Genomic DNA, 20,569 nt, shown 5'->3' with positions numbered 1-20,569 from the left:
GCCGCAGGCTGCGATCTTTTGCTCTTGGTCTAAAAACAAGATCAAAAGATCGCAGCCTCGTTGCACTCGTCAGCTCCTACAGGATTAGTGCGTTTAGTAGACGCATTCCACGGCCATGGCCGTGGCTTCGCCGCCGCCGATGCAGATCGCCGCGATACCGCGTTTCTGCTTTCTCTGGCGCAGGGCCGACAGCAACGTCACCAGAATCCGCGCACCCGACGCGCCAATCGGATGGCCCAGCGCACAGGCACCGCCATGCACATTCAGCTTGTCATGCGGGATTTCCAGGTGGGTCATCGCCGCCATGCCAACCACGGCAAACGCCTCGTTGACCTCAAACAGATCGACATCACCCAGCGACCAACCGGTTTTCTTGATCAGCTTCTTGATCGCACCAATCGGCGCCACCGGGAACAGGCCCGGGGTATCGGCGAACGCGGCGTGGCCATGGATCACCGCCAACGGTTTCAGTCCGAGTTTCTGCGCCTGCGACTGACGCATCAGCACCAGTGCCGCCGCACCGTCAGAAATCGAGCTGGAGTTCGCCGCCGTCACCGTGCCGCCCTCGCGGAACGCCGGTTTCAGCGAGGCAATCTTGTCCAGTTTGGCTTTTGGCGGTTGTTCGTCGTTGCTGATCAGCACCTGTTCTTTGCCGACGGTCACGGTCAGCGGGACGATTTCGTCCTTGAAGCTGCCGTCCTTGATCGCCTGCTGTGCGCGGGTGGTCGAGGCGATGGCAAAAGCGTCCTGCGCCTCACGGCTGAAACTATTGGTTTCGGCGCAATCCTCGGCGAAGGTGCCCATCAGGCGCCCTTTGTCGTAAGCGTCTTCAAGGCCATCGAGGAACATCGAGTCGAGCACACGGCCATGGCCCATGCGGTAACCGGCGCGGGCACGATCCAGCAGATATGGCGAGTTGGACATGCTTTCCATACCGCCAGCGATGACCACATCGGCACTGCCAGCCACCAGCATGTCATGAGCCAAAATGGTGGTTTCCATACCCGAACCGCACATTTTGTTGACGGTGGTGCAACGGGTCGATTTATCCAGGCCGGCGCCCAAAGCGGCCTGACGCGCAGGCGCCTGACCGAGGCCCGCAGGCAATACGCAACCAAACAGCACTTCATCGACTGCATCGCTGGCGACACCGGCGCGTTCAACCGCAGCCTTGATCGCCGCAGCACCGAGTTGCGGCGCGGTGAGGCTCTTCAGTTCGCCCTGAAATCCACCCATTGGCGTGCGCACAGCGCTGACGATAACAATCGGATCGTTGGAAATAGTCATGACAATTCCTCCTTACTTGGCGGCCATGCGCAAGGCACCGTCGAGACGGATCACCTCGCCGTTGAGCATGCTGTTTTCGATGATATGCCGAACCAGCGCGGCGTACTCGGCAGGCTTGCCCAGACGCGGCGGGAACGGCACGCCGGCGGCCAGCGAATCGCGGACTTCCGGGGTCATGCCGGCCATCATCGGTGTTTCGAAAATGCCCGGGGCGATGGTCATCACGCGGATGCCAAAGCGCGCCAGTTCGCGGGCGGCTGGCAGCGTCAGGCTGGCGATCGCGCCTTTGGAGGCCGAGTACGCCGCTTGGCCGATCTGACCGTCGAACGCCGCGACCGAGGCGGTGTTGATGATCACACCGCGCTCGCCGTCTGCATTCGCCTCGGATTCGGCAATCGCCGCAGCGGACAGGCGCAGCATATTGAAGCTGCCGATCAGGTTGACGTTGATCACTTGGGCAAAACTGCTCAGCGCATGCGGGCCGTTCTTGCCGAGGATCTTCTCGCCACGGACGATGCCGGCGCAGTTGACCAGACCGTTGAGGCTGCCAAAGGCTTTTACCGTCGCCTGCACGGCAGCTTCAGCGGCGGCTTCGTTGCTGATGTCGGCGACAACGCTTTGTGCGCCCAGACGCTGAGCCTGAGCGGCCACGGCTTCGGCGTTCATGTCCACCAGCATCACTTTGGCGCCGGCACTGACCAACAATTCAGCGGTGGCCGCACCGAGGCCCGATGCGCCGCCGGTGACGATAAAAACCTTGTTCTCGATCTGCATGACTGTAATTCCTGATTCAAGCTGAAACGTTATGCGCCGCAGCCTCTTGAGCTTTGGCGATTTCCTGGTTGCGCAAGATAAAGCGCTGCAATTTGCCACTTGGGGTCTTGGGCAATTCGCTGACAAATTCGATTTCACGCGGGTACGAATGCGCGGCCAGACGTTTGCGCACATGTTGGCGCAGCTCTTCGGCCAACTCCGGAGCCGCACGGTATTGCGCACTCAGCACCACGAAAGCTTTGACCAGTTCGGTGCGCTCCGGATCGGGTTTGCCGACCACCGCCGCCTCGACCACGGCCGGGTGTTCAATCAGTGCACTTTCCACGTCGAACGGCCCGACACGGTAGCCGGAGGTGGTGATCACGTCGTCACTGCGGCCGACGAAGCTGATGCTGCCGTCCGGGTTCCATTCCACGGTGTCGCCGCTGAGGTAGTAATCGCCGACGAAGGCTTTGGTCGGCGCGCCTTCGTAGCCACCGAACCAGCACATCGGTGATTGCGGTCGGTCGATGGCAAGAATGCCCGGCTGGCCGACGCCGAGTTCGTTGTACTGATCGTCGAGCACGACGATGCGATGGCCCGGCGAGGCGAAACCAGCGGCGCCGACGTGTACCGGATGGTCGAGGCCGTGGTGATTGCACAGGACCATGCCCAGTTCGGTCTGGCCGTAATGGTCGTGGATGACCACGTCGAGGTTGTCGGCGAACCAGCGGATCACTTCCGGGTTCAGCGGCTCACCGGCGCTGCTGACGATGCGCAATTTGCCTTTGATCGACTTGGCGAACTCGTCGCCGCCGGCAATCAGCAAGCGATAAGCGGTTGGCGATCCGGTGAGGTTGGTGATGCCGTACTTGTTGATCACCCGGCAGGTGCTTTCGAGGGTGAACGGGCCATCGTAGAAGGTGATCGGGTGGCCCATCGACAACGGCCCGGTGACGCCGAAGTAGATGCCGTAGGCCCAGCCCGGATCGGCGACGTTCCAGAACGCATCTTCCGGGCGCAGATCGACGGCATCACGGGTGTAACTCTGGAAGGCAACGATGGCCTTGAGTGGCACCGACAGCGCTTTCGACGGACCGGTGGTGCCGGACGTGAACATCAGCAGAAACGGGTCTTCTCCGGTCAACAGCACCGGTTCGCACACATTGGAATAGTTGGCCAGTTCGGCCCAGAAACTGAAATCGCCACGGACGATGCCCTGGCCTTTCGCGCCGCCAACGGTGACGAGCGTCGGGCAATCGGCGACTTCAGCGAGTTTCGGCCGGTTGACCGCGTCAGTAACAACGACTTTGGCGCCGGAGTTGTTCAGGCGATGTTCGAGGGCTTTAGGGCCGAACGCGGTGAACAGCGGCTGATACACCGCGCCGATGCGCCAGGTGGCCAACACGGTGATGAGCAATTCGACGTTGCGCGGCAGCAGGCCGGCGACCTTGTCGCCCTTCTGCACGCCTTGGGCGAGAAGGAAATTGGCGAAACGCGCGGCTTTGTCCTGCAGATCGTTGAACGTGTACGTCGCACTGGCACCGTCGCGGCCTTCCCAGAACAGCGCAATGCGCCCAGGCAAGGCGTGGCGGTCGCAACATTCGACGCAGGCGTTGAGCGCCTCAAGCGTACCGCTGAGCGCGGCATCCACGGTGTGCTGATAGTTGAACTGTGCGGTGGCAGACAAGTAATCGCGCATTGCCAGAATCCCTCTGTTTTTTATTAGGCTGGGAAGCGTAAACAACAGGGAGATAGTCGCGCTGTGGGGCAGCGGCGGCAATGGTCAAAGCCATCAATGTGGCTGACTGGTTTGGCCAAGACTGCTACCACACTGATCGTTCCCACGCTCTGCGTGGGAATGCAGCCTTGGACGCTCTGCGTCCGCTCCAGAGCTGGAACGCGGAGCGTCCCTTGAGGCATTCCCACGCAGAGCGTGGGGACGATCAAGCGGCGGGATGTGTTGGATCAGACAACCTCGTTCAGGATCAACGTGCGGTAATGGCCCGGATTCGAACCCGACCACTTGCGAAACGCCTTGTAAAACGAACTCGCATCAGCAAAGCCCAAGCGGCTGGCAATCTCGACAAAACTGATCGAAGGCTCCGCCAGCCAAATGATCGCCAACTCTTTGCGCACACTGTCCTTGAGGCCCTGATAGGTCTGCCCTTCTTCAGCCAGTCGCCGGCGCAACGTCGAGGCTGACATGCACAATTGTTGCGCCAGCGCCTCGGTTTCCGGCCATTGTTCAGCCGGCAGTTGCCGCAAATCCTGCTTGATCCTACTGGCAAGGCTTTCCGGGTCGCGGTACTTCACCAGAATATTGGCCGGAGCGTGGGCGAGAAAACGCTTCAACTCCTCGGCCGTGCGTTTGATCGGCAGGTCGAGGCAATCGGCAGAGAAAATCATCCGGGTTCGCGGCCGATCAAAACGCAGGTTTTCCGAGAACATCACCCGATAGTCATCGGTGAAATTCGGTTCGGGGCAGCGCAGTTCAATCGCCAGAATCGGAATCCGCCGCCCGGCCAGCCAGCAGGCCACACCGTGGACGATCATCCAATAAGTGAAATAGGTGAAGGCGCGGCGCGGTTCGGGCTCATCCTCCAGCAGAACGATTTCCGCCAGACTTTGCTGGTGCACCAGTTGCGCCGGCAGGCATTCGAGCATCAGTGAGAGAAAGCTCAACCCCGTACTCAAACCCGCCGCCAGCGTCGGTTGCGCCATGGCGCTGCGGCACAGGAACTCAAGACTGCCGGATTTGAGCTTGCGCGGGTCCATACCGAAAAACTCGTCATCGCCACGGCGCGCCAATAACCGCCAGAGTTTCGCGTACTGCGAGGCCGGCACCCGGCCGTGTTCGGTTTGCAGCAACGCCGGATCAATCCCGACCTTGTTCAAGACTTCTTCCATGGCCACGCCCGGGGCACAACTTTGCAGCAGCGCTTCACGCACCAGTTGAACGGCGATGGTGTCTTTTTCCGACATGGAGCGCGCTGAACCTTGTTGTTTTTGAATGGCAGGCATATTACCGCAGGACACGAATTCAACACGAATCCCCTGTAGGAGTGAGCCTGCTCGCGATGGCGTCGTGTCATTTAGCGCTGAATGTTCTGACACACCGCTATCGCGAGCAGGCTCACTCCTACAGGGATCAATGCGAGGCAAAAATTGAGGTCGTTCAGCAACTGTTCAGGTTTATGTCAATCAATGTCATGTGAGAATGACTTTCATTATGTTACAACTTGTAACCTCTAGAAATGACCTTTTGGATGCCGAATGCTCGTTCCCTTTCTGATCATGCTGCGCGAAGGCATTGAAGCTGCGCTGATCGTTGGCATTATCGCCAGCTACCTGCAACAGACTGGCCGTGGTCAATGGATGCCTGCCGTGTGGATCGGCGTGTTTCTCGCTGCCGCCCTCGCCCTGCTGGTCGGTGGTGGCCTGGAACTGGTCAGCGCTGAATTCCCGCAAAAACAGCAGGAACTGTTCGAAGGCATCGTCGGGCTGGTGGCCGTGGGCATTCTCAGTTCCATGGTGTTCTGGATGCGCAAGGTCGCGCGTTCAATCAAACATTCGCTGCAAGCCTCGCTCGATCACGCGCTGACATCTTCCAGACATCAAGTGATCGCGCTGATCGCCATGGTGTTTTTCGCGGTCGCCCGTGAAGGTCTGGAAACGGTGTTCTTCCTGCTCGCGGTTTTCCAGCAGAGCGAAGGCCCGAGCGCGCCGATCGGTGCCCTGCTCGGGCTGATTCTGGCGATCATCGTCGGGTTCCTGATCTACAGCGGCAGCATGCGCCTCAATCTTTCGGCGTTCTTCAAGTGGACCGGCCTGTTTATTCTGGTGGTCGCTGCCGGGATTCTCGCCAACTCGGTGCAGGCCCTGCATGAAGCCGGGCTGTGGAATCACCTGCAGACCGTGCTCTTCGACTTCAGCGCGACGCTGCCGATGGATGGCCCGTTGGGCTCGGTGCTGGCCGGCATGTTCGGTTATCAGGATGCGCCAACCGTCAGCACCCTCGGTGCCTATCTGCTTTATCTGCTGGTGGCGCTGGTGATGTTCTTCCTTCCCGCGCCCAAGCCCTCCACGCAATCGTCTTCCGTTTCCAGCCAATAAGGGCATCCATGTCAAAGCCTAATACTCCTCAGGCCTCCCCTCCTCGCGCCTTGCGTTGGGCGGTGGCCGGTTCAGTGGTGGTGATGTTCGCCGCCGGTGGTCTGTTTTATTACGCCTCGAAAATGGCTGCGGCCAAGCGTCAGCACAACCACGATGAAGTGGTGGTGAACATTCATCCGGGCAGTTGCGAGCCGAATGCGCTGACGGTGCCGGCTGGCCGCGCCAGTTTCCGCATCGTCAACCGCTCCGACCGGGCGGTGGAATGGGAAATCCTTGACGGCGTACTCGTCGTTGAAGAACGCGAAAACATCGCGCCGGGCCTGAGCCAGGTGATCAACGCCAATCTGCAACCGGGCGATTACGCAATCACCTGCGGGTTGCTGAGTAATCCTCGCGGCACACTGCATGTGACGCCGACGGCTGCCTCCGATGCTGCGGCCAAAGCCAAACCGTCGATGGTCGCCTTCGTCGGGCCGCTGTCGGAATTTCGCGTGTACCTGGCCAGCCAGAGCAGCGCGCTGATCAAAGCCGTCACGGCGCTCAATCAAGCGATTGAAAGCGGTGATCTCAGCCAGGCCCAGGCGCTGTACCTGCCCGCGCGTGCGGCTTATCAACGTCTGGCCCCGGCCGCGCAACGTCTGGCCGAACTGGACAACAGCATCAACGCCCGCGCCGATTACTTCGAGAAACGCGAGCAGGATCCGGCCTTCGTTGGTTTCCACCGCCTCGAATACGCGCTGTTCCAGCAACGCAAACTCGACGAGCTGACACCCGTGGCCCAGCGCCTGCTCAGCGACGTCACCGCGCTCAAACAGCAATTGCTCGCGCAGTCGCTGCCACCGGAGCAACTGGTCAACATCATCGTGCGCAACCTCAACACCTTGGCCGACGTACGCGCCGCCAGTGGCGAAGAAGAACGCTACAGCCACAGCGACCTCAACGGTTTCGCCGCCAACGCACAGACCGCGCGCAAAGTCGTCGATCTGCTGCGGCCGATGCTGACCAAGTCTGCCGCCGACCTGCTGCCGAAAATCGACAAGGCACTGGCGGACTTCGACAGCGAACTCAACAGCTACAAGATCAAGGACGGCTACGCCAGCTACGACTCCGTCAGCGGCGCACAACGCAAGCAGATCGCCGACAAGGCCCAGGCTCTGGCCGACGCACTGGATGGCATCGATCCCGCCCTCGGCCTCTCCGGCCTGTAAGCAGAAGAAGAATTCCCGATGAAAGATTTAGAAACGCTCAACCTGCAACGCCGCCGTGTCTTGATGGGCATGGGCGCCGCCGGTGTCGCCCTCGCCGGGTCCGCCCTGAGCTGCCCGGCCATGGCCGCCGCGCCGGCGCAGGTCACCGAAGCACCGAGCAGCGACAAGACCGAAGACCGCCACGATTTCCACGGCGTGCACCAGACCGGCATCGTCACTCCGCGTCCGGCGTCGGGCATGCTGGTGTCATTCGATGTGTTGGCCAGTGATCGCGAAGATCTGGAGCGGCTGTTCCGCACGCTCAACGAGCGCATTGCCTTTCTGATGAAGGGCGGCCCGGTCGCACAAATCGACCCGAAACTGCCGCCGCCGGATTCTGGCATCCTCGGCCCGAACGTCACGCCGGACAACCTGACCATCACCGTGTCCGTCGGTGAATCGCTGTTCGACGAGCGCTTCGGTCTGGCCGACGCCAAACCCAAACGCCTGATGCGCATGGTCGGGTTTCCCAACGATGCGCTGGACGCCGATTGCTGCCATGGCGATCTGAGTTTGCAGTTCTGCTCGAACACCGCCGACACCAACATTCACGCCCTGCGCGACATCGTCAAAAACCTCCCCGACCTGCTGCTGGTGCGCTGGAAACAGGAAGGCAGCGTGCCGCCGCAAGCCCCGGCGAAACCGGGGTTGCCAGCGCAATCGGCGCGCAATTTCCTCGGTTTCCGTGATGGCTCGGCCAACCCCGACTCCAACGACAGCAAAGCCATGGATCGTCTGGTCTGGGTGCAACCGGGCAGCGATGAACCGGCCTGGGCTGCCCATGGCAGTTACCAAGCGGTGCGGATCATCCGCAACTTTGTCGAGCGCTGGGACCGTACGCCGTTGCAGGAACAGGAAAGCATCATCGGCCGGGTCAAGACCACCGGCGCGCCGATGGGTGCGCAGCATGAGACCGAAGTCCCGGATTACAGCAAAGACCCGGCCGGCAAGCTGACCAAGCTCGACGCGCACATTCGCCTGGCTAATCCGCGTACGGCTGAAACCCAGGCCAACCTGATCCTGCGCCGGCCGTTCAACTATTCGAATGGCGTGAACAAGAACGGCCAGCTCGACATGGGCCTGCTGTTCATCTGTTACCAGGCCGACCTGGAAAAAGGCTTCATCACCGTGCAGACCCGCCTCAACGGCGAGCCGCTGGAGGAATACCTCAAACCGGTCGGCGGCGGGTACTTTTTCACCCTGCCGGGTGTCACGGGCGACAAGGACTTCATCGGCCGCTCGCTGCTCAACGCCACACAACCGAAAACCGCTGCCTGAAACAACATCTCAACACTGGAGCCGCCCCCATGAAAAAGACGCCACTCGCGTTATTGCTGACCCTAGGTTTGCTCAACACCCCGCTGTCGGCGTTCGCCGCCACGGCACCGCTGGATCTGGTCGGGCCGGTTTCGGACTACAAGATTTACGTCACCGAGCAATTGGATGAACTGGGTAGCCACACCCAACAATTCACCGACGCCGTGAAGAAAGGTGACCTGGCCACCGCGCAAAAGCTCTACGCACCGACCCGCGTTTACTACGAGTCGATCGAGCCGATTGCCGAACTGTTCAGTGACCTCGATGCGTCCATCGACTCCCGCGTCGACGACCACGAGAAAGGCGTGAAAGCCGATGATTTCACCGGTTTTCACCGCATCGAATACACGCTGTTCTCGGAGAAAAGCACTCAGGGCCTGAACGAGCTGGCGGACAAGCTCAACAGCGACGTCAAAGACCTGCAAACCCGCGTCGCCGGCCTGACCTTCCCGCCTGAGAAAGTCGTCGGTGGTGCTGCTGCGTTGCTGGAGGAAGTGGCCGCGACCAAGATCTCCGGTGAAGAAGACCGCTACAGCCACACGGACCTATACGACTTCCAGGGCAACATCGACGGCGCGAAGAAAATCGTTGATCTGTTCCGTCCGCAGATCGAAAAGCAGGACAAGGCTTTCGTAGCGAAGGTCGACAAGAACTTTGCCACGGTCGACAAGATTCTGGCCAAGTACAAGACCAAGGACGGTGGTTTCGAGACTTATGACAAGGTGAAGGATAACGACCGTAAGGCGCTGGTCGGGCCGGTGAATACACTGGCGGAAGACCTGTCCACGTTGCGTGGCAAGTTGGGTCTGAATTGATTTTTTGTAGCGTCTAAGCGGGCCCCATCGCTGGCAAGCCAACTCCCACAGTGTTCTCGGTCATTCACAAATATTGTGTACACCATAGAACCTGTGGGAGCTGGCTTGACAGCGATGGCATTTTCAGCAGCCTTACAAAATCCGGTAGAGCAACCGCTCAATCCGCACCCGACTCACGCGCTTGAGAAACTTGGCCACCCCGGCCGGGTATTCCGGCAGCGTCTCCAGACTCTGAAAGCTGTCGATCCGCGTGGTATGGCGGAAAATCTCTTCCAGCTCCTTCGCCCGCGGCTCCAGCCACTCGCCCTTCGGGTCATCAATCAACAACGCATTTTCCAGGTCCAGGCGGAACGCCCGTGGATTCAGGTTGTTACCGGTGAGCAGCGTGTAACGCTGATCGATCCACATGCCCTTGAGGTGATAGGTGTTATCGCCGTCGCGCCACAGGTGCAGGTTCAACTGACCGCTGTCGATGTTGCGCTGATGGCGCTTGGCAAAGCGCCGCAGGCTGATCTCGTACAGATACGGCAACGCTGCGATCACCTTGAACGGCTCGCTCGGCGGGATGTAGAAGTCGTTGGCGGTTTTGTCGCCGACGACGATGTCGATTTTCACGCCACGGGCCAATGCGCGGTTGATCTCGCGAATCACCCCCAGCGGCAGATTGAAGTATGGCGTGCAGATGGTCAGCTGTTTTTGCGCGCTGGCGATCAGTTCGAGAATCGCCCGGTTCAGCGGGTTGTTCTTGCCGACGCCGAGCAACGGGGTAACGGACAGACTGTCTCTGGCGGTGCTGCCGGTGGCCGTGTCGTACGTTGCATATTTGAGGCGGCTACGCAGATCACCGATGTCATTGCGCAAGCTACGCGTGGTCGGCAGGTTCGGCAGATCGAGGCGATGCACCGCTTTCGATTCGATCAGGCCGTGCTTGACCAAGTGATGCATCGAGTCCGCCAGCTCGTGGCTTTGCAGTACGTGGTAGCGGTCGAAACGGTATTTGTCGAACTTGTGCAGGTAAACGTTGTTCAGGCTCGCGCCGCTGTAGACCACGCAGTCGTCGATCACGAAGCCTTTCAAATGCAGCACACCAAACAACTCGCGGGTCTGCACCGGAACACCGTACACCGGCACTTCGCTCTGGTGCGTGCGGGTCATTTCCTGATACCACGCCGAGTTGCCCGGCTGCTTGCCGGCGCCGATCAGCCCGCGCTGAGCGCGCAACCAGTCGACCACCACGGCGATTTCCAGCTCGGGACGCTTGAGCTTGGCGGCGTGGAGTGCATCGAGAATTTCCTGACCGGCTTCGTCTTGCTGCAGATACAGCGCAACGATGTAGATGCGCTGGGTCGCTGCAGCGATTTTCTCGAGCAGGCAACGACGAAATTCAGCGGCGCCGGACAGAATGGTCACGGCCTCGGCGGTCAGCGGGAAGCTGCGCAATTTGGGCAGCAAGGAGCGTTTGAAAAGCAACGGCATAGGGCTCGCAATGGGTCGAATCCGAAGAACCCGAGAGCTTACACCATCGCATCCTTCGGGTCTTGTTAGTGCCCGTAATGAGATCAAAAGATCGCAGCCTTCGGCAGCTCCTACACGGGCCAATGTAGGAGCTGCCGAAGGCTGCGATCTTTTGATTTTAAAAAACCATTGCCAAAGGAGAACAATCGTTCTACTGTTCGCAACATGAACGAAATCACTAGCAACGACACACGCGACATCATCCTGGATGTCACCGAAAAGTTGATCTATAAAAGTGGCATCGCTGCCACCAGCATGGACCTTCTGGTGAAAACCGCCGGCGTCTCCAGAAAAAGCATCTACCGCTACTTTGCCGACAAAGACGCGCTGACCGTCGCCGCTCTGCAACGCCGTGATGTGCGCTGGATGCACTGGTACCGCAGCGCTGTCGATCAGGCCGAAACCCCGGCCGATCGCCTGCTTAACCTGTTCACGGTGCTCAAGAGCTGGTTCGCCTCGGAAGGTTTCCGTGGCTGCGCCTTCATCAACACCAGCGGCGAGACCGGCGATCCACAGGACCCGGTGCGCCTGGTCGCCAAAGAACACAAACAGAAGCTGCTCGACTACGTGTGCGAGCTGTGTACCGAACATGGCGCCGAGGACCCGCAACTGCTGGCCAAACAGTTGCTGATCCTGATTGACGGTGCCATTACCGTAGCGCTTGTGATGGGTGATCACAGTGCCGCCGATAATGCGCAATGCATGGCGCGAAAGTTATTGGACCTGTAACGCCTTAATAAGCCGGACTTGTTGTTCAATTATTAATTAGATTGGGAGACTGAACATGTCTACTGCAGCCCAGGTACGTCCGCCATTGCCGCCCTTCAACCGTGAATCGGCGATCGAGAAAGTTCGTCTGGCCGAGGATGGCTGGAACTCCCGCGACCCGGAACGGGTATCGCTGGCCTATACCCTCGACACCAAGTGGCGTAACCGCGCCGAGTTCGCCAACAACCGCGAAGAAGCCAAGGCCTTCCTCACCCGTAAATGGGCGAAAGAGCTGGATTACCGTTTGATCAAGGAACTCTGGGCTTACTCGGATACTCGCATCGCCGTGCGTTATGCCTACGAATGGCACGACGATTCGGGTAACTGGTTCCGCTCTTACGGCAATGAAAACTGGGAATTCGACGAGCAAGGCCTGATGTTCCAGCGCTACGCGTGCATCAACGACATGCCGATCAAGGAGAGCGAACGCAAGTTCCACTGGCCACTGGGCCGGCGCCCGGATGATCACCCAGGCCTGTCCGACCTCGACCTGTAAATCCGGGACCTGTGAGTCTGTTGAATCTGCCGACCGCAGGACAACTGTAGGAGCAGCCTTCACTGCCCCTACAGTTGTTGCCTCACCATCTTAAACACGAAAACCGTCCGGCCACTTGAGCGGCCACGCCAGAGGATAGAATCAAAACATTCCCCTCTTTGGCGGAACATAATCAGGGTCCGGCTCGAGTTCGTATGTAACAGTTGCGGAATGCTTGGACGGGTTTAGCACCACGTCTGAAATCTTCACTAACGACCCCGGTTTTTTTAGCAACTTCACAGCCTTTGCTTTAGCGTCTTCTTTGGTTTCAGAAGTTCCGTGCAAATCAACGATGAATTCCATTGCTTATGCTCCTGCGTGACCTCCACCAAGTCGGAATAACCGGGCGTAGTGAAGTCTGCCATCGGATTCAAAATGGAAAACCTGTCAAACTTGACAGGTATCGAGCTTGATTTGGAATAGCTTTCAGCAGTTTGATATCCAAATGTGTTGAATGCTCAGTCGGCTTTGCCGGTAGGCTGGTTCCCACAGGTTCGCATAGGGTTCAGGCAACAGCGGCAGTCTTTTCTGCCTCCAGTTCACGTACCAGCGGCAACACCCGCCGGCCGAAATATTCGACTTCTTCCTGAAAGTGCAGAAACCCCGCCAGCACCAGATCCACACCCACCGCTTTCAACGCGACAATCCGCTCGGCAATCTGCAGCGGCGTACCAATCAGATTGGTTTTGAAGCCATCGTTGTACTGCACCAGATCCTCAAACGTCGATTTCGCCCAGTTGCCCTCACCTTCCGGCGACGCCCTGCCCGCCTGCTTCGCCGCGTCGCCAAAAGCATTCACTGCCTCTGGATCGGCCTGATCGATGATCTGCGCCAGTACGGCTCTGGCCTCTTCTTCGGTGTCACGGGCGATGACAAAGGCATTCACACCAACCTTCACCGAATGATTGTTCGCCGCTGCTTTGGCACGAATATCGTCAACCTGCGCCTTGATCCCCTCAACGCTGTTGCCGTTGGTGAAATACCAGTCCGAAACCCGTGCGGCCATGTCGCGCGCGGCACGGGAACTGCCGCCCTGGAAGATCTCCGGACGGCCCAGCGGTTTCGGCTTCAGGCTGTAATTGTCGAAGCGGTAGAAGTCGCCGCGAAAGCTGAAGTTGTCCTGACTCCACACGCCGCGCAATGAGCGAATGAACTCCTCGGAACGGCGATAACGCTCGTCATGCTCCAGCCAATGCTCGCCGATGGCCTGGAACTCGCCTTTGAACCAGCCACTGACGATATTCACCGCGATACGGCCATTGGTGAGTTGGTCGATGGTTGCCAGTTGCTTGGCCGCCAACGCGGGTTGCCATGGGCCGGGCAGAATCGCGGCGATCACCTTGAGTTTGCTGGTGGCAGCGAGTAACGCGTGGCTGAACGCCACGGATTCATGCTGGAACTCCGCACCATACCCGGCGGTGAAACGGATCTGCGTCAGCGCATATTCGAACCCGGCCGTCTCGGCGAGCTGCGCCAGTTTGCGGTTGTAGTCGATGCCCCAATCGGTGCGCTGTTCGATCTTGCTGACCACCAGCCCACCGCTGACGTTCGGCACCCAGTAGGCAAATTTTACGGCTTGCTGACTCATCGGCGTGTCCTCGGGACATTTGCGGAGATGGGAGTCATAGAGCAGCAAGCGTGCCAGCCTTGGAATGTCCGGTTTTGTTGGGTTTCCGGATGGAGTTGATGTTTTGTGGAAGGGGGATTTGTTGGCAGGTTGTTGTGTGGGCAACAGTTGGTTTATTTGTTGGCTCGACTGTCCTCATCGCTGGCAAGCCAGCTCCCACAAGGATCGGGGTGAACAATGATCTTCAGTGCAACGCAAAAACCTGTGGGAGCTGGCTTGCCAGCGATGGCGTCAGATGGGTCGCCGCAAAAGGTGGATACAGGTAACATGACCGCCCTCCCCGCAGCCCAATCTGCGCCCTGCCGAATAAGCCGATTCCATGCCTTTCGAACTCAGCGTTGACCTCACCACCCTCGCCATTCTGGCCCTTGTCGCTTTCATTGCCGGTTTCATCGACGCCATCGCCGGCGGTGGCGGTCTGCTGACCACGCCTGCGCTGTTGACCGCCGGCCTGCCGCCGCACCTGGTGCTGGGCACCAACAAGTTGAGTTCGACCTTCGGCTCGGCCACCGCCAGTTTCACCTTCTACAAACGCAAATTGTTCCACCCGCGACAGTGGACCCACGCCATTGTCGGCACACTGGTTGGCGCATTGACCGGAGCCGTCGTCGCCCATTACCTTCCGGCCGAATGGCTGAACAAGATGCTTCCGGTAATCGTCTTCGCTTGCGGCCTGTATCTGTTGTTCGGCGGCACGCCAAAAGCGCCACTGGACAGCGACGCCCCGATCAAAAAGAAATGGCAGTCGACCCAAGGCTTCAGCCTCGGTTTCTACGACGGTGTGGCCGGCCCCGGTACTGGCGCATTCTGGACAGTAAGCAGCCTGCTGCTCTACCCAATCGATCTGGTCAAGGCCAGCGGCGTGGCGCGCAGCATGAACTTCGTCAGCAACATTGCGGCGCTGTCGGTGTTCGTGTTTTCCGGGCAGGTGGACTGGATCATCGGCCTGAGCATGGGCCTGTCGGTGATGGTCGGCGCGTTCTTTGGCGCGCGCACCGCGATAAGCGGCGGCGCTAAATTCATTCGTCCGGTGTTCATCACCGTGGTGCTGGGTTTGACCGTACGCCTAGCCTGGCAGCACTGGTTCAGCGTGGCCTAAACGCCGCGCCACGTAGACGTCGATCAGGTAACGGGCAATCGACTTGGACGCTGGCAACGGCGGCAAGTCGTGCACGTTGAACCACTGGGCGTCTTCGATCTCGTCTTCCTGACAGACAATTTCGCCACCGGCGTATTCGGCATGGAAGCCGAGCATCATCGAATGCGGGAACGGCCAGCACTGACTGCCCATGTACTGAATGTTCTTCACCTCGATCTGCACTTCTTCGCGCACTTCCCGAATCAGGCAATCCTCGGCGGACTCGCCCGGCTCGGCGAACCCGGCCAGCGTGCTGTAAACCCCGGTGACGAAACGCGGTGAGCGCGCCAACAGGATTTCGTCGCCACGGGTGATCAGCACGATCATGCTCGGCGAAATCCGCGGATAACTGCGCAGGTCGCACGGCTGGCAATACATCGCCCGCTCGCGCGGCACCTGCGTCATGGCCTGCCCGCAGTTGCCGCAGAAACGGTGCTCACGGGCCCAGGTGCCGATCTGCGCGGCATACCCAAGCACCTTGTAGATGGTGTGATCGCCGTCGAGCATGAACGCCCGCAGGCCTTTCCAGTTGCAACCCGACACTTCGCTGGCACTGCGCAGTTCCAGCAAATACACCGGCTCGCCATCGAGATGGCCAATGCCATGCTCGGTGAGAACTGACAAGTCCTGACGCTTGAGCCATTCCCGAGGGAACAACGCGCCGTTGTCGTCGAACAAAAAGCCTTCCGGGCTGCGCGCCACGGCCCAGCCGCCCGGTTGATCGGTGTCCAGTACTGCAGTGGTCCAGCGAGATGTCATGGTTTCTCAGTCCAGGAATTCGGGTTTCTGTTTGCTCATATGGGCAGCCATGGCCACGCGCAAGTCGGTGGATTGCAGCATGGCGGCATTCCAGGTGGCAACGTATTCGAGGCCGTCGTCGATGCGATGGTCGCGCATGTAGCTGATCATTTCCTTGGTGCCGGTGACCGCGATCGGCGATTTCGAAGCGATCTCGCGGGCGATGTCCAGCACACCTTCGAGCAGCGCGTCCTTGTCGCTGTAGACGCGATTGACCAGACCGATGCTGCGCGCCTCTTCGGCGCCAAAAGTGCGACCGGTGTAAGCCAGTTCACGCAGCATGCCGTCACCGATGATCCGTGGCAACCGTTGCAAAGTGCCAACATCGGCGGCCATGCCGATATCGATTTCTTTGATCGAGAATTGTGCGTCTTCGGCGGCAAAGCGCATGTCGCACGCGGCGATCAGATCGATGGCGCCGCCCAGGCAATAACCTTGAATGGCCGCAAGCACCGGTTTACGGCAGTTGTCGACGGCGTTGAACGAGGCTTGCAGGGTCAGAATTTTTTTACGCAGCAGGCGCGCGTTGCGGCCGACGTCCTTGCCCAGTTCATTGGCGACGCCGGCGAGCATCATCAGGTCGATGCCGGAGGAGAAATGTTTACCGTTGCCGCTAAGCACCACCACGCGCACTTCGTCGGCGTCGTCGACCCACTGGAAGATCTCAACGATCTCGCTCCAGAACGCCGCGTTCATCGAATTGATCTTTTCCGGGCGATTGATCTGCACATGGGCGATGTTGTCGGCCAGTTCGACGTTGAAGGCGGAGTATTGAGTCATGGCAGTGATCCTTTACCGGGCAGAAAATGAGGCCCGAACTATAACAAGGCATCACGGCGGCGGTTCGGCCAAATGCGGGACTGCAGTGCTTACTCCCCTGTAGGAGCTGCCGAAGGTTCGGGCCGCGATCGGACCTTCGGCAGCTCCTACCCGGGTTATTGCACAACCCCACTCATCGAGCCAAACGCCGCAACCCAAACATCATCCCCCCCGCCCCCAACAACATCACCGCCAGAAACAGCGGATAAGAAATCCACCACGGCGTCCCCGCCGTCATCATGCTGAACTCCGACATGCCACCAATGCTCGCAATCAGGTTCAACGGCAGAAACACCACGTTGATCAACGTCAGCTTGCGCAGCAGGTTGTTCATGCTGTTGTTCATCAGATTGCCGCGCGCATCGATCAAACCGGAAAACACCGTCGAGTAGATTTCCGCCTGCTTGTAGCACTGGTTGTTCTCAATGATCAGATCGTCAATCAGGCCGAGCGCTTCACTGCCGAAATGCTGTTTCTCGGCATGATTGCGCAGGCGCGTGAGGACCGCGCCGTTGCTGTGCAGCGCGTTGATGTAATAGATCAGGCTTTCGCTGAGATTGAACATCTGCACCAGATGCTGGTTCTGCATCGAGTGGTTGAATTTCTGCTGCAGTTCGCGGGCGACCAGTTTGATCACCTTCAGGTGCCCGAGGTAGTGATGGATATTGCTGAACAGCAAATCAAGCAACACATCCAGCGGCGTGTTCAACGGCTGGCGAGTGCCGAGGCCGTGCAGCGGCGTGTCGTCGGTGGCGATCACCAGCAGTTGTCCGGGGGCAAACAGCAATCCGCAGGACGACACTTCAAATGCCAGACTGCCGCCACCGGAGTAGTTTTCCGGGCGTTTCCAGATCAGAAACAAATGGTCGGGATGAAACTCGATGCGCGACACCTCATCCGGGTCCAGCGCTGACGCCAATGCGTGTTCATCGACCTTGAAATGACTGTGCAGCAAGTCGCGCTCGGCGGCATCGGGGTTGCTGAACAGCATCACCTCGGCGTCCAGTCGCTCGACCCGCTGCAGGGCGCCGTGGCTCAGTGCGAAGCTGTTGATCATCGGCGCCTCACCAGGCCTGGCCGCGACGCTTGAGTTCCAGGCGGCGCACGAACTCTTCCAGCACCAGTGAGTACAGATCGTCGTGCAAATAGGCGTCTTCGATGCCGGCGTCGAGGTTGGGGTTGTCGTTGACTTCGATCACCACCACTTTGTCGCCGGCCTGCTTCAGATCGACACCGTAGAGGCCGTCGCCAATCAGATTGGCGGTCTTCACTGCCAGCTCCACCACCGCACGCGGCGCCTCGTGGATCGCCATCGTGCGGCATTCGCCGTTGACGTCCTGACCTTTGGCCTTGTGGTTGTAGATTTGCCAGTGGCCCTTGGACATGAAGTATTGGCAGGCGAAGATCGGTTTGCGATTGAGCACGCCGATGCGCCAGTCGTACTCGGTGTAGAAAAACTCCTGAGCCAGCAGCAACACCGAGTGCTCAAACAATTCGGCGGTCGCCTCAAGCAGCGCTTGCTGACTTTCGACCTTGATCACACCGCGGGAAAAACAGCCGTCGGGAATCTTCAGCACCAGCGGAAAACCAAGGCGCTCACCCACTCGCTCGAAGTCTTCGGGTCGCTCCTTGTAGAGGATTTCGGTGGCGGGCATGCCCAGTTGATGGCTGTTGAGCAGATCGGTCAGGTAAACCTTGTTAGTGCAGCGCAATATCGACGTTGGGTCATCCATGACCACCAGCCCTTCACTTTCGGCCTTCTTGGCGAAGCGATAAGTGTGGTTGTCGACGCTGGTGGTTTCACGGATCAGCAAACCGTCGTACTCGGCGAGACGTGCGTAATCCTTGCGTTCAATCAGTTCGACGTCGATGCCCATGGTTTTGCCGACCCGGACGAAGTTCGCCAGTGCCTTGGCGTTGGACGGCGGCAACGCCTCCTGCGGATCATGCAGAATCGCCAGGTCGTAGCGCGCTACTTGCGGCGAGCGCGGCACACGCCAGACTTTACGACTGAAACCGTCCAGCGCATTGGCAAACTGATCTTCCTGATCGTCGCGCAACTTGTGCAAGGCACCGGACTTGATGCCTTCAATGTGCCAACCGTTAGTTCGGCGAAACTCAACTAACAGAATCGGACAGGGAAACACTTCAAACAACTGCCGGGCCAGATCCTGTAATGGCTCGATATGGGTCCGGCCAAAATACAGGGTCAGAGTAAAGCCTTCGGTATCACTGTAGAGATGATGACTGAGGGCTTTCTCAAGGGTTTTATCGAGATCGTCCAATGCCAGACCGTACAGTGATTTTTTTGTCAGTTCGCTGATGGTTCGCACCGACGGAATCACCTTGTGCCCCCGCGCCTCGGCGAGCAACGAGCAGTAGTAACCGTGGCCCAGGTATTTGTAGCTGCGGCACAGATTGATCACCTGCACGCGCTTGCCCGGCTCGCTGTCACAGCTGTGCTCGAGGTATTCCTGCGCCGTCAGGATGTCTTCGCTGGGGAAATATGAGGCCCAGTCTTCCTTGCGCTCGACAATAATCAAAACCTGACTGGATGTTTTAATCGCTGATTTTAAATAAGTTGCCGCCGGCAAACTTTGCTCGGATACTTCGCGCCAATGACCCTGTACCGCTGACATAGAGATTGATCCGTTGGAGAACAAGACCTTTTCTATTAAGCACGAAGTTTTTTGAAAGTCTCGTTTCGTTACGCAACTTTTACGGTGGTCATATGAAGGCTGTTTTTCGTTTGGCGGTAGTTGAAGACTTGCCGGCGTTGCTGGCACTGGAAATGCAATGTTTCACCACGGACCGGCTCACCAGTCGCAGCTTTCAGTGGATGATCACCCGTGCTCACGGGCAGTTGCTGGTGGCGGAGTACGACGGTCAATTGTTGGGTTATGCGTTGGTGTTGTTTCATCGCGGCACTTCGCTCGCGCGGCTGTATTCCATCGCCATCGCCGTCGAGGCGCGCGGCACGGGCCTGGGCAAGGCATTGCTGCAGCGCATTGAAGCGATGGCCCTGGAACATGACTGCGCGTACCTGCGCCTGGAAGTGCGCCTCGACAACCCTGCGGCCATCGCGCTGTACGAGCGCAATGGCTACCGGCGTTTTGCCCTGATTCACGATTACTACGAAGACCACGCCGATGCGCTGCGTCTGGAGAAACGCATTCTCCAGCACCGTGATTCGCGCAGCATCAAGGTGCCTTACTACCCGCAAACCACCGATTTCACCTGTGGCCCGGCGTGTCTGTTGATGGCCATGGGCGCATTGCAATCGGAGCGTTTGCTGGAGCGTCGGGAAGAGTTGCAGGTCTGGCGGGAAGCAACGACGGTGTTCATGACCTCCGGCCATGGCGGTTGCAGCCCGCAGGGATTGGCACTGGCGGCGTGGCGTCGGGGATTTCGCGTGCGTATGGCGCTGAGCATGAGTGGGCCGCTGTTCCTCGACGGTGTGCGTGACGCGCATAAAAAAGACGTCATGCGCCTGGTCCACGAAGAGTTTACGGCGCAATTGCAAGAGACCGATGTCGAGTGCGTGATCGGTGCATTGCTGGATCTGCCGCGACTGCTGGATGCCGGTGGACAGCCGTTGGTGTTGATCAGCAGCTATCGACTGACCCGCTCCAAATCGCCGCACTGGGTGATCGTGACCGATTGCGACGAAGACTTCGTTTACCTGCATGACCCGGATGTTGACCACAGCCAGCATCGACAGCCCATGGATTGCCAGCATGTGCCGGTGAGTCATGGGGAGTTCGAGAAAATGTGCCGGTTTGGCCGGGGTAAATTGCGCGCTGCAGTAGTGCTGTATTCCCGCGAAACGTAAAA

The 20,569-nt window shown here is 59.0% G+C and carries 19 protein-coding genes; 8 read left to right on the top strand and 11 right to left on the bottom strand.

Annotation, left to right across the window (positions count from 1 at the left end):
- Positions 1-93: 93 nt before the first annotated feature.
- From ACM6IN_RS28220 to ACM6IN_RS28205, 4 genes are all read right to left on the bottom strand, one after another.
- Entirely contained in the window at positions 94-1,287 is a 1,194-nt protein-coding gene (locus tag ACM6IN_RS28220; protein WP_007918870.1) for an acetyl-CoA C-acyltransferase, read from the bottom strand.
- Positions 1,288-1,299: 12 nt separating this feature from the next.
- Positions 1,300-2,061, bottom strand: coding sequence for an SDR family NAD(P)-dependent oxidoreductase (locus ACM6IN_RS28215; RefSeq protein WP_414917097.1), 762 nt, complete (start codon positions 2,059-2,061; stop codon positions 1,300-1,302).
- 16 nt (positions 2,062-2,077) lie between these two features.
- The gene (locus tag ACM6IN_RS28210; RefSeq protein WP_414917096.1) at positions 2,078-3,742 is read right to left on the bottom strand and encodes an AMP-binding protein; all 1,665 of its coding nucleotides are present in this window, start codon (positions 3,740-3,742) and stop codon (positions 2,078-2,080) included.
- Positions 3,743-4,008: 266 nt separating this feature from the next.
- A complete protein-coding gene (locus ACM6IN_RS28205; protein WP_414917095.1) occupies positions 4,009-5,025 on the bottom strand; it encodes an AraC family transcriptional regulator in 1,017 nt (338 codons plus the stop codon).
- 291 nt (positions 5,026-5,316) lie between these two features.
- Here ACM6IN_RS28205 and efeU point away from each other — a divergent pair, with 291 nt between their 5' ends.
- Genes efeU through efeO (ACM6IN_RS28185) form a run of 4 tightly spaced genes read left to right on the top strand, consistent with a single transcriptional unit; the run spans position 5,317 to position 9,535 of the window.
- Positions 5,317-6,156, top strand: a complete 840-nt coding sequence (efeU, locus tag ACM6IN_RS28200; protein ID WP_414917094.1) for an iron uptake transporter permease EfeU — start codon at positions 5,317-5,319, stop codon at positions 6,154-6,156.
- Positions 6,157-6,164: 8 nt separating this feature from the next.
- Positions 6,165-7,364 carry an iron uptake system protein EfeO gene (gene efeO / locus ACM6IN_RS28195; protein ID WP_414917093.1) on the top strand — a complete coding sequence of 400 codons (1,200 nt, stop codon included), beginning with the start codon at positions 6,165-6,167 and terminating at the stop codon, positions 7,362-7,364.
- A gap of 18 nt (positions 7,365-7,382) precedes the next feature.
- On the top strand, positions 7,383-8,681 hold the full coding sequence (efeB, locus tag ACM6IN_RS28190; RefSeq protein ID WP_007918848.1) for an iron uptake transporter deferrochelatase/peroxidase subunit: 1,299 nt from the start codon (positions 7,383-7,385) through the stop codon (positions 8,679-8,681).
- Positions 8,682-8,710: 29 nt separating this feature from the next.
- The gene (efeO, locus tag ACM6IN_RS28185; RefSeq protein ID WP_277757771.1) at positions 8,711-9,535 is read left to right on the top strand and encodes an iron uptake system protein EfeO; all 825 of its coding nucleotides are present in this window, start codon (positions 8,711-8,713) and stop codon (positions 9,533-9,535) included.
- Positions 9,536-9,667: 132 nt separating this feature from the next.
- On the opposite strand, the gene pssA is transcribed toward efeO (ACM6IN_RS28185), so the two are convergent.
- Positions 9,668-11,011 carry a CDP-diacylglycerol--serine O-phosphatidyltransferase gene (pssA, locus tag ACM6IN_RS28180; protein ID WP_007949921.1) on the bottom strand — a complete coding sequence of 448 codons (1,344 nt, stop codon included), beginning with the start codon at positions 11,009-11,011 and terminating at the stop codon, positions 9,668-9,670.
- 204 nt (positions 11,012-11,215) lie between these two features.
- On the opposite strand from pssA, the gene ACM6IN_RS28175 reads away from it, so the two are divergent.
- The gene (locus ACM6IN_RS28175; RefSeq protein WP_007914737.1) at positions 11,216-11,779 is read left to right on the top strand and encodes a TetR/AcrR family transcriptional regulator; all 564 of its coding nucleotides are present in this window, start codon (positions 11,216-11,218) and stop codon (positions 11,777-11,779) included.
- A gap of 55 nt (positions 11,780-11,834) precedes the next feature.
- Entirely contained in the window at positions 11,835-12,314 is a 480-nt protein-coding gene (locus tag ACM6IN_RS28170) for a DUF1348 family protein (protein ID WP_007914738.1), read from the top strand.
- A 141-nt stretch (positions 12,315-12,455) separates the two neighbouring features.
- Here ACM6IN_RS28170 and ACM6IN_RS28165 read toward each other — a convergent pair whose 3' ends face one another.
- The gene (locus ACM6IN_RS28165) at positions 12,456-12,656 is read right to left on the bottom strand and encodes a hypothetical protein (protein ID WP_414917092.1); all 201 of its coding nucleotides are present in this window, start codon (positions 12,654-12,656) and stop codon (positions 12,456-12,458) included.
- A 202-nt stretch (positions 12,657-12,858) separates the two neighbouring features.
- Positions 12,859-13,941, bottom strand: coding sequence for a dimethylsulfone monooxygenase SfnG (sfnG, locus tag ACM6IN_RS28160; protein WP_007914750.1), 1,083 nt, complete (start codon positions 13,939-13,941; stop codon positions 12,859-12,861).
- Positions 13,942-14,299: 358 nt separating this feature from the next.
- On the opposite strand from sfnG, the gene ACM6IN_RS28155 reads away from it, so the two are divergent.
- Positions 14,300-15,079, top strand: coding sequence for a TSUP family transporter (locus ACM6IN_RS28155; RefSeq protein WP_007914752.1), 780 nt, complete (start codon positions 14,300-14,302; stop codon positions 15,077-15,079).
- Here the strand turns inward: ACM6IN_RS28155 and nudC are convergent.
- From nudC to ACM6IN_RS28135, 4 genes are all read right to left on the bottom strand, one after another.
- Complete coding sequence (gene nudC, locus ACM6IN_RS28150) at positions 15,047-15,877, bottom strand: NAD(+) diphosphatase (protein WP_007914754.1); 831 nt, start codon at positions 15,875-15,877, stop codon at positions 15,047-15,049. The genes ACM6IN_RS28155 and nudC overlap by 33 nt on opposite strands.
- 6 nt (positions 15,878-15,883) lie before the next feature.
- Positions 15,884-16,696 (bottom strand): crotonase/enoyl-CoA hydratase family protein, encoded by an 813-nt coding sequence (locus ACM6IN_RS28145; RefSeq protein WP_414917091.1) that lies wholly within the window; start codon positions 16,694-16,696, stop codon positions 15,884-15,886.
- Positions 16,697-16,868: 172 nt separating this feature from the next.
- Positions 16,869-17,792, bottom strand: a complete 924-nt coding sequence (locus tag ACM6IN_RS28140; protein ID WP_007914763.1) for a magnesium transporter CorA family protein — start codon at positions 17,790-17,792, stop codon at positions 16,869-16,871.
- 7 nt (positions 17,793-17,799) lie between these two features.
- Positions 17,800-19,374, bottom strand: a complete 1,575-nt coding sequence (locus ACM6IN_RS28135) for a RimK family protein (RefSeq protein WP_007914765.1) — start codon at positions 19,372-19,374, stop codon at positions 17,800-17,802.
- Positions 19,375-19,466: 92 nt separating this feature from the next.
- Here ACM6IN_RS28135 and ACM6IN_RS28130 point away from each other — a divergent pair, with 92 nt between their 5' ends.
- Positions 19,467-20,567 (top strand): peptidase C39 family protein, encoded by a 1,101-nt coding sequence (locus tag ACM6IN_RS28130; RefSeq protein ID WP_095113258.1) that lies wholly within the window; start codon positions 19,467-19,469, stop codon positions 20,565-20,567.
- The last annotated feature ends 2 nt before the right edge of the window (positions 20,568-20,569 follow it).

The organism is Pseudomonas sp. IT-P395, from assembly GCF_949767675.1.
In the GTDB taxonomy this organism is placed as follows: domain Bacteria; phylum Pseudomonadota; class Gammaproteobacteria; order Pseudomonadales; family Pseudomonadaceae; genus Aquipseudomonas.
The sequence above is the reverse complement of the archived record's forward strand: the minus strand, read 5'-3'. Positions and strand labels throughout refer to the sequence as shown.